The following is a 7,226-nucleotide window of genomic DNA, read 5'->3' on the forward strand; positions in this document are numbered from 1 at the left end:
CAATGAAATAGAATTCAGTGCAAAAAATACTTAAATTACTATATTGCATCATCCTATTATAATTCTGACAAAATAAAGTTTCTGTTTCCACCCTTTCTTTCAACATTTTTCGACATTTTGTGTAAAATTAAGGTTTTATGGAATAATAATATATAGAATACCAATTTTTAAAATCTCAATTACACAAAAGCAAATACAAAAGACAAGCCGAGGTTTCATCGCTTCTCAAGCCTATTAATAAGCAAAAAAGACTTGTATAGCTCTAAATCAATTAAAATAAATAAAACAAAGCAAAAAAGCATCTCTTGATCTGCATTGCAATTGTTAGACACAATTGAGATGTAGTTCATTAGAGATGCTTTTTGTTCTACTTAGTTAATTCAAATTTAAATTCAAACTTTCCTGCATCGACCTCAGTACAAAGATTAGTTACCTTATATGTAGAATCAGTATAAGAATCAGTGTCTCTATTTCCTTCAGCTTTAGCTAATGATTCGGTGAATTTACCCAAATCTAATCCTAGTGTTTGAGCAACTATTACAGCTGAAGTCATCCCTTCTGCCCATTCATCTCCCTCATCATTTACTTCTTTTTCAGGGAGTCCTTGAACAGAAAGATTATATCCAATTATTTTTTTATCCTTATTGTATTTAGCAACTAATTTGTAATGGCCCTTATATTCTTTAAAATCAGCTTCCAATAGAACTTGTGAGAAATCATTAAGTTCATTCGTTACAGGTTCTGGAATCATGTCTAATCCTATAGGTTGAACCTGTTTAAATAAAGTAAGCTTTTCATTGTATTCTTTGGCAAACTTTTCAACTGTAGCTTTTGATTCAGTATCGACTTCTTCAAATTTTACTGTAACGACCTCTTCTTTTTTTACATCTGCCTCTTTTTTCTTCTCTGTTCCTTCTCCAGAACATCCAACTAGCATAACTGCTAGAAGTAATAATAAAACTTTCTTCATTACCTTTATTCCCTCCGAATGCATATCGCTAAAAATATACGTTATTAGATTTAATGAAATAGAATTATAGTACAAAAAGTTTCTAAAATACTATATCATCTCCTCCTATTACAATTCTGACAAAATAAGGTGTACATTTCCACCTTTATTATTCGTCATTTTTCGACATTTTAAGTAAAATAAAGGATCTTGTTATATATTGAACTAAATCTAATGCATATAAAAAAGCGTTCAACCAATAGTGGCTAAACGCTTTTGATAGTCTATTTTTTTGCGAAAGCTCCGTGCTAACGTAGCAGAAGCAATAGATGTCTTTTGTGTGAAAACATAGGGGCAGTGCCACCGATACAGGTCAATTAGCCGTTTTCGCATGGATGCGATGATTTTAGGCTAACAACTCCTTTCTGATCCCGTGATATCCGCCGGAAGCTTAACTTCTCCTAGAAGAAGTTAAAATGTCTTTACGGGTTTGGAAGTCGATCATTTAGCATAGCTAAGTAAAAACTTCTTTTCTCATTTGCAAGAGTCATCACGTTTTCCAATTGCTCCAATTGTTGCTCTAGTAGATTAACATGTTTATTTAATAGTTCAATCCGTTTGTGTAAAATTTCCTGAATATCCTCTATTTGTTGATCATTTTGTGTTAATAGACAGCCATCTTCAGCAAACAAAGTAATATCCTTTAGCTTCATTCCTGTTTGCTTTAATCCATAAATAAATTGGATAAAGCGAAGATCCTGATCATTATATTGCCGAATCCCGTTTTGCTTCCCATCCAAACGATAAGGATTAGGTAAGAGACCCATTTTTTCATAATAACGAAGTGTATATGCAGAAATACCTGTTAATTTCGATATTTCACCAATTGAGTACATTAGGTTTTGTCCCCTTTCATTCACATATAAGAACAACCTTTCCTACAGATATTGATTTTTCAAGCAATTCTTGTGCATGTGCCGCTTCCCTTAAAGGAAGTCTGTAAGAAATCAGGGGATTGATTTTCCCTTCCTCTAACAATGAGAGTAGGAACCGAACATCTTCCTTAAACCAATCTAACTTTTCTTTTTTTAATGAGGTTATAGAGTAAAGATAGACAGGATTGCCTTTCCCTGTAGTTCGATTTTCAGCCAAACTTTCCCACTCTTTGGTCCATTCTTCTGAATCTCCTTGCTGAAGAATCGAGGTATAGCCGTAACCTATGAAACGGCCATTGTTGCTTAAGGTATTCATCGAACGCTCATAATTCTGGCCTCCTATTGGATCAAATACAACATCCATACCTTCAGGAGCCTTATTACGAAGAGTATCTACAAAATCTTCGTTTCGATAGTCAATCGGCACGGCGCCGAATTGGGATACAATTGAATGTTTAGCCAAGGAAGCCGTGCCATACATGTCTAATTTCGCTAACTTTCCAAGCTCAAGCAATGCAGTACCAACCCCTCCACTTGCCCCGTGAATAAGGATACGTTCTCCCTCAGCTACCTTTGCAACCCGGTGAAGCATTTGATAGGCTGTTACATAATTTAAGATCACAGCAACCGCCGTTACGGAATCGATGTGAGCAGGAATCCCGACAACCTCATCATCCATCGCGTACACATAAGATGCATAGCCACCCGTTCCGTTAAAAAAGACGGCTACCTTATCCCCTATCAAATATTTTTGCACGCCTTCTCCCAACTCGTCAACAATCCCAATAGCATCGTATCCTGGAGTAAAGGGAGGTATAGGAGATAGCGGATATTTACCCTCTCTTCTCATAATATCCGCAAGTGCAACCCCTGCTGCTTGAACCTTAACTCGAATTTCTCCCCTTTCAGGTTTTCGTAGGGGCTCCTCTATCACATCAATAACCTGAGGTCCTCCGTATCGAGTTACAATTACTCGTGTATTCAAATCAAAACATCTCCTCTCAATAAAGATGTTTGTATTATATTTGTTAGAGTAAACTCTAAGTCAAGGAATCTATTTTGCATCAGCCAAGGTTTAAAGTTTTATTGCATAGACGATTTCCCTGAAACTGTATACAATAGATTTATGGAGTCGATGAGACTTCATATCGAATTGGATGTGCTGTTTTCAAAACTAGCTTTTTGGAGCTAACTTAAACAAAACCAATGACAAGTTACCTGTTACTGTATGACCAATGACTAATAACCAACTATAAGCAATGGCCATACTCAAACTACTTGATAATTATTTGAAAACGCCATCCAATAGCTCTCTTACATCTTGTGTGTAGGAGAGCTTTTTAGTTTAAAACAAAGTGCATCATTTTGCTTTAACGAATAAAGAAGTAACGTAGAAAATAAAGCCTATTGCAAAGGCAATTAATTGATCCAATAATAATTCATCATGAAGAAACCATCTTAACAAAAAGACTCCGCCGAAAATTAACATGATTAAAAACCCAACATATTTTAATCCATTATGTAGCATTTTCTATCTCCTTTTTTAAGTCTTCTATACACTCTCTTAATAATAAGCAAAAAAAGAGTGTTAACTTTCACTCTTTTTAATTCTATCTTTTAATTCCTTTATCTCTTTTTCTAATTGCAATATCTTTCTCTTTAAAACATCAGTTTGTGAGGCTGTATAAATTGCTAAACCTAATCCCAACATAGCAATTGAAAACACGAATATTGTCGACACAATTTACACCCCTTAAAAGTAATTATCAAAGCCTACAGTAACTAAAGTAAAAATGTAGCTGTAATCTCCATATATCATAAATACTAACAAGAATTTCAAAACAGTCAAATCAATATTTTCTGATTTTAAAGCATATTTCGACAATAATCTTTAGAAGGAATCTAAAAAACCATAAAGGTATCACATGTAAGAGGGTTTTTAATGTCTAGTTCTCCCCTAGCATGGACAGAATGACTATATCCAAAGAAAGGGGTTAAACAATGACAAACCAACATGATTCAACAAACGAGCATGACATGACTTTGACAAATCGACAGGGACACCCTATTACTAACAATCAAAATATACGTACTGTCAGTAATCGAGGACCTGCAACCCTGGAAAACTATGATTTTATAGAAAAAATAAGTCACTTTGACCGTGAAAGAATTCCTGAGCGTGTTGTTCATGCGCGAGGTGCAGGGGCACATGGCTATTTTGAGACATATGGTGTTGTCGGGGATGATCCTATTTCTAAGTATACAAGGGCTAAAGTATTTCAGGATAAAGGGAAACAGACGCCTGTTTTTGTGCGCTTTTCAACAGTTATTCATGGTGGTCATTCACCAGAGACATTACGTGATCCACGAGGCTTTGCTGTAAAATTCTATACTGAGGATGGTAACTGGGATTTAGTCGGCAATAATTTAAAGATCTTCTTTATCCGTGATGCTATGAAATTCCCTGATATGATTCACGCCTTTAAGCCTGATCCCATTACAAATATTCAAGACGTTGAGCGTTTTTTTGATTTCTGTGCAAGCTCACCAGAATCCTTCCATATGGTGACATTCGTTTATTCACCATGGGGTATTCCTGCTAATTATCGAATGATGCAAGGCTCCGGCGTTAATACGTATAAATGGGTCAATAATGAAGGCAAAGCGGTCCTTGTAAAATATCATTGGGAACCTTTACAAGGCATTAAAAACTTAACACAAAAAGAAGCAGAAGAAATCCAAATGAAAAATTTCAATCATGCCACACAAGATTTATATGATGCCATTAAAAATGGTGATTATCCTGAATGGGAGCTTAACGTCCAAATTATGGAGGATGGTCCACATCCAGAGCTTGATTTTGATCCATTAGATGATACGAAGCTTTGGCCTAATGATCAATTCCCATGGTATCCAGTTGGTAAGATGGTGCTAAATAAAAATCCAGAAGATTATTTTGCTGAGGTTGAACAGGCTACATTCGGCACAGGTGTGCTTGTGGACGGATTGGATTTCTCGGACGATAAAATGCTACAAGGTCGTACCTTCTCTTATTCCGATACACAGCGTCATCGTGTAGGTGCAAACTATTTACAACTCCCTATCAATGCTCCTAAAAAACGAGTGGCAACCAATCAGAATGGTGGTCAAATGATGTATAAGCGTGATTTAGCTCCTGGACAAAATCCTCATATTAACTATGAGCCTTCGATGTTAAATGGTTTAAAGGAAGCTACTCAAGCGGCTAAAGAATATACACCACTCGTGGAAGGTAATCTCGTTCGAGAATCAATTGATCGTCAAAGTAATACGAAGCAAGCTGGCGAAACATATCGCAATTTTGAACAATGGGAGCGAGATGAGCTGCTTGAAAACTTAATTCGTGATTTAGCAGTCTGTCATATAGCCATTCAAGAAGCGATGATTGCATTAGCACAAGAAGCAGATGAAGAATACGGTCGTTTGTTAAAAGAAGGTTTACAAAAAGCTCGAAACGATTCTTCTTCATCAAAGCCACTTGGCAATATTGCTGGTGATGAAGCACCTCAAAAAGCTGTAGATAAAGGTCATGGCGCAGAGCCTTATTAAATCAAAAAGACATTACATATTTTCACAACAAATATGTAATGTCTTTTTTTAGTGACAGAAGTTATTCTTCATTACAATAGAAAAGAACTTTTTAATTATTTTTCGTATGCTTTATACCAATGATATGGTTGTATTTCTTTCAGTGTTTTAAATATCAATTCACCATTCGGATTAGTGATAGCCGCTTTTACATTTTCGCCCCAGTAAAAAAGCCTTTCTTGACATACACCACAAGGAGTTAACACAGTAAATACTGAATTTTCGTTTTCTCTGGCAATACAAATACTATGAGTAACCTTCGTATTAAGTTTATGCGCTTCAAGTATTGCACCGGTTTCCATGCACAATTCAGTAGAGGCATTAATAACGTCTGGTGCTACGCTCGTTAAAATCTGACCATCTTCAGTATACATTGCTGCAGCACCACCCCAACCAGAAGGATATCTTTTTTCGATCAATTCTACCACCGACTGATATAATTTTCGCTCAATATTCATCTTCTTTCCCCCTGTTTTTAATCAATTTAACATAACATAAAATGCTTCTTTTTAATGCACACCAGGCAAAATCTTTAGTACCTTTTCCTGTGCATCTAAAATAGCATCTACACCTAATGGTATAGCAATATTCGTTGAATCATGGCCAATTTTAAAGCCTGCTACAACCGGAACGCCTAAATCTGCAAAATAATCCTTCACTAAAGTAAATAGCGCAGCTTCATCCGCTTCTGTTTGTGTAAAGGAACCGATAACAACACCGGCTAACTGCTCAAGCTTTCTCGCCTGCTTTAATTGCTGCAGCATCGAATCGATTTTTGGGATAGATTCTCCAAGCTCCTCAATCAATAAAATGCGACCTTCCGTGCTAACTTCAAATTTTGTACCCAATGTGTTAACAAGACGACGTAAATTTCCGCCAATAATCTCACCGCGAGCTACACCAGGTGCAATCGTTGTTAATGGGGAAATATCCTCTGTATACTGTAATTCCATCGGTGAAAATAGCTGTAAAAACATCTTCTTTGATATATCATCTATTCTTCCTACAGACATCAGTAGCGGTCCGTGAAACGTCACTAAATTAGCATATTCGTTAATCGCGCAATGTAAATATGTAAGATCAGAGAAGCCCCAGAAAATTTTTGGATTTTCCTCAAGTAGTCCGTAGTCAATCTTTTCCGCAATGCGTGCAGAGCCATAGCCCCCCTTAGCACAAAAAATTGCCTTCACCTCTGGATTTCTCACCATTTCATGAAAATCATCCAGACGATCTTCATCACTACCTGCTAGGTAATCGTGCTTTGCCTGAATGGTATCCCCAATTATATAGTTAAGCCCTAATTCTTCAAGAAAGGCTATAGCATCTCCTAGCTTTTCGAGCTGTGCTGGACTAGATAAAGCCACAAGACCTACTGTATCGCCCTTTTGTAAATGTGGTACGGTGCTTTTCACCCTAACCCCTCCTATAGTTTTTTCTTATTCTAGCATATAGATAATATTGTAGCATTGATTCATAGCGAAGTTAGTTTTGATAAAATTTAAATTTCCGGATGAATGTCCGTCGCTTTGGTGATTCTTTCCGTCACTCTGATGGCTCTACTTTCCGCCGCTTTGACGGCTCTATCCACGACTTTGGCTGTTCTTTCCGCCATTTTGACGTTTCTATCCACGACTTTGACTGTTCTATCTGCCATCTTGACGTTTCTATCCACGACTTTGGCTGTTCTTTCCGCCGCTTTGGCTCTCCTATCCGTC

Annotated in this window: 9 protein-coding genes; 1 reads left to right on the forward strand and 8 read right to left on the reverse strand. The window is 36.7% G+C overall.

Annotated elements, in window-relative coordinates:
• Positions 1 to 367: 367 nt before the first annotated feature.
• The 5 genes from ACQKOG_RS09830 to ACQKOG_RS09850 all read right to left on the reverse strand — a co-directional run bounded on the left by ACQKOG_RS09830 (position 368) and on the right by ACQKOG_RS09850 (position 3,625).
• Positions 368 to 970 (reverse strand): hypothetical protein, encoded by a 603-nt coding sequence (locus tag ACQKOG_RS09830; RefSeq protein WP_370081007.1) that lies wholly within the window; start codon positions 968 to 970, stop codon positions 368 to 370.
• 461 nt (positions 971 to 1,431) lie between these two features.
• The gene (locus ACQKOG_RS09835) at positions 1,432 to 1,845 is read right to left on the reverse strand and encodes a MerR family transcriptional regulator (RefSeq protein ID WP_370081009.1); all 414 of its coding nucleotides are present in this window, start codon (positions 1,843 to 1,845) and stop codon (positions 1,432 to 1,434) included.
• Positions 1,846 to 1,861: 16 nt separating this feature from the next.
• Complete coding sequence (locus tag ACQKOG_RS09840) at positions 1,862 to 2,869, reverse strand: medium chain dehydrogenase/reductase family protein (RefSeq protein WP_370081011.1); 1,008 nt, start codon at positions 2,867 to 2,869, stop codon at positions 1,862 to 1,864.
• A gap of 375 nt (positions 2,870 to 3,244) precedes the next feature.
• On the reverse strand, positions 3,245 to 3,412 hold the full coding sequence (locus ACQKOG_RS09845) for a hypothetical protein (RefSeq protein ID WP_199777815.1): 168 nt from the start codon (positions 3,410 to 3,412) through the stop codon (positions 3,245 to 3,247).
• 60 nt (positions 3,413 to 3,472) lie between these two features.
• Positions 3,473 to 3,625, reverse strand: coding sequence for a hypothetical protein (locus ACQKOG_RS09850; RefSeq protein ID WP_370081013.1), 153 nt, complete (start codon positions 3,623 to 3,625; stop codon positions 3,473 to 3,475).
• 260 nt (positions 3,626 to 3,885) lie between these two features.
• Between ACQKOG_RS09850 and ACQKOG_RS09855 the strand changes: the two genes are divergently transcribed.
• Positions 3,886 to 5,472: a catalase gene (locus ACQKOG_RS09855; protein WP_370081015.1), complete on the forward strand. Its 1,587-nt coding sequence runs from the start codon at positions 3,886 to 3,888 to the stop codon at positions 5,470 to 5,472.
• 95 nt (positions 5,473 to 5,567) lie between these two features.
• Here ACQKOG_RS09855 and ACQKOG_RS09860 read toward each other — a convergent pair whose 3' ends face one another.
• From ACQKOG_RS09860 to ACQKOG_RS09870, 3 genes are all read right to left on the reverse strand, one after another.
• Positions 5,568 to 5,969, reverse strand: coding sequence for a cytidine deaminase (locus ACQKOG_RS09860; RefSeq protein WP_370081017.1), 402 nt, complete (start codon positions 5,967 to 5,969; stop codon positions 5,568 to 5,570).
• 51 nt (positions 5,970 to 6,020) lie between these two features.
• The gene (locus ACQKOG_RS09865; protein WP_427446216.1) at positions 6,021 to 6,923 is read right to left on the reverse strand and encodes a S66 peptidase family protein; all 903 of its coding nucleotides are present in this window, start codon (positions 6,921 to 6,923) and stop codon (positions 6,021 to 6,023) included.
• Positions 6,924 to 7,009: 86 nt separating this feature from the next.
• A partial coding sequence (locus tag ACQKOG_RS09870) for a hypothetical protein (protein ID WP_427446218.1) occupies positions 7,010 to 7,226 on the reverse strand: 217 nt, incomplete at its 5' end.

It is taken from the genome of Lysinibacillus sp. NPDC093216 (genome assembly GCF_050280325.1).
GTDB lineage: Bacteria > Bacillota > Bacilli > Bacillales_A > Planococcaceae > Lysinibacillus.

What these genes read in the sequence shown, in the direction of transcription:
- ACQKOG_RS09830 (WP_370081007.1), bottom strand. Translation starts at nt 970, where the DNA reads ATGAAGAAAGTTTTATTATTACTTCTAGCAGTTATGCTAGTTGGATGT.
- ACQKOG_RS09835 (WP_370081009.1), bottom strand. Translation starts at nt 1,845, where the DNA reads ATGTACTCAATTGGTGAAATATCGAAATTAACAGGTATTTCTGCATAT.
- ACQKOG_RS09845 (WP_199777815.1), bottom strand. Translation starts at nt 3,412, where the DNA reads ATGCTACATAATGGATTAAAATATGTTGGGTTTTTAATCATGTTAATT.
- ACQKOG_RS09855 (WP_370081015.1), top strand. Translation starts at nt 3,886, where the DNA reads ATGACAAACCAACATGATTCAACAAACGAGCATGACATGACTTTGACA.
- ACQKOG_RS09860 (WP_370081017.1), bottom strand. Translation starts at nt 5,969, where the DNA reads ATGAATATTGAGCGAAAATTATATCAGTCGGTGGTAGAATTGATCGAA.